The 1728-nt window shown below is 42.5% G+C and carries 2 protein-coding genes; one reads left to right on the forward strand and one right to left on the reverse strand.

The genetic code is table 11. The features are described from left to right. The first annotated feature begins 102 nt into the window (after positions 1-102). Positions 103-711, forward strand: a complete 609-nt coding sequence (locus IQR33_RS30475) for a response regulator transcription factor (protein WP_054701768.1) — start codon at positions 103-105, stop codon at positions 709-711. Here IQR33_RS30475 and IQR33_RS30480 read toward each other — a convergent pair. Then, entirely contained in the window at positions 708-1595 is an 888-nt protein-coding gene (locus IQR33_RS30480; protein ID WP_025767842.1) for a LysR family transcriptional regulator, read from the reverse strand. The two genes, IQR33_RS30475 and IQR33_RS30480, sit on opposite strands and share 4 nt — an antisense overlap. Positions 1596-1728 lie beyond the last annotated feature (133 nt).

A 1728-nucleotide genomic window follows, 5' to 3' on the forward strand; every position in this document is an offset into this window, starting at 1 on the left:
GTCATTTTCCTTCCTCTTAGCAAGGTTTTTCCTACAATCCTATTCATCCAATTGCGCTGTCGCCTGACAGCACACTAGTTGATGTATTAGGTGAGGTTAACTTTGAATAATGTTCTTATTATCGACGCTCAACCATTGTATAGCGAAGCTCTTGCTTCTCTAGTTGAATCTGTAGTCAACACAGCTGAAGTGATTCAAACCACTGACAGTGCGGAAGTGATGGATCTTGTTCGAGGCCAAAAGATTGATTTGATTATTCTAGACGTAGTGCTTGGCGACCGCGATGGTATGCGTTTAGCCAAAAACATTTTAGCGACGGGATATCGTGGCCGACTGTTATTTGTTTCTTCACGCGACTACTCGAGTCTTTCTAAAGCAGCGTACGAAATGGGCGCAAACGGCTTCTTAAGCAAGCATGAAACAAGAGAGACCATTATCGACGCAATTGTGAGTGTTTCACGCGGTTACTCAATGTTTAAGTCGACTCACACACCATCGTCGGGTAACGTAACACTTTCAAATCGCGAAGCCATGGTGTTCCATTATCTTGTACAAGGCTACTCTAATAAGAAGATTTCTGAACAACTTTCACTCAGCGCTAAAACAATCAGCACCTACAAAACGCGTATTCTGAAAAAGTACCATGCGGACACGTTGATTGAACTTCTGCATACTATTCCTCAGTCAGAAAACATTGAGTTTTGCCGCTAAGCGCTCATGTATTTTGCAATAGCACCGATTAACAGCTGGTGCATTGCATCATGTCTTAAGCTTTGCTTCACCTGTACAACCACTTTTGGCCAGCCATCTGGGTAAAAATGCTCTGGCACTCTTATAAATTTATATCCATCAATTGGCGCCTGATATTCAAGTAGCACGGTTGCGGCGCTTTTTTGCTTAATTAGCTTCAATACGCTGCTTACGTTGTCTAGAGCCGCAATACGGTTGATGACCATACCGTGGCTTTCCATTGCACGCTTAACGAGCTGCTCTTTCTCTTTCCAACCGATAATCTCTAACATGATAAAGGGAAGTTTGGCTGCTTCTTCTAGGGTGGTAATTCCCAGCTCTTCAGGGACAACTAACACAGCAGGCGCATAGCCGATGAACTTCTGATAAACAGATTTCGGAACATCCTCGTTGAAGTAATGTAACTGCGCATCCACTTTGCCTAGGATTATCTCTTCTATCGTATACTCTGTAATCGTTGCTATCGAAATGTGCGCCTTGGGAAACAGCGCCATTAAATCCATTGCAAGTAAATGCCCAAATGAGTATTGAGCGGTTTGCGGCAAACAAATGGTGATGTCTTTTTCGTAATTTTCCGGTTCAAACTCATCTCTAATTAGACAAGTTTCAAGCTTCTCGAGTGCGTCGGAAATTTTAGGTAATTGACGTTTTAAATAGTCCGTCGGTTCCATGTGGTGAGGATGCCGAATAAACAATTCATCGTTTAGCTGGAGTCGCAATCGGGCAAGGTATTTGCTAATTGACGCTTCGCTCTTCCCCATCGCTTTCGCAACGGGCTTGAGCTGACGGTGCTTATCCAGTAAGACAAGTATTTTAAGTAAGTTTAAGTCGAGATCTTTGTTCACGTGCGACACCAAATGTAAGGTCGAGAATAAATAGAGCAATCACTATTTGTTGACTGCTCTAATATAAAAGACCACTCATTCTGTTTGGTCAAATTAATCAAACAGTTATGTCATGGTTATGTTCCGTAACTTA

This window comes from Vibrio sp. OPT46 (genome assembly GCF_015163535.1).
Classification (GTDB): Bacteria; Pseudomonadota; Gammaproteobacteria; order Enterobacterales; family Vibrionaceae; genus Vibrio; species Vibrio alginolyticus.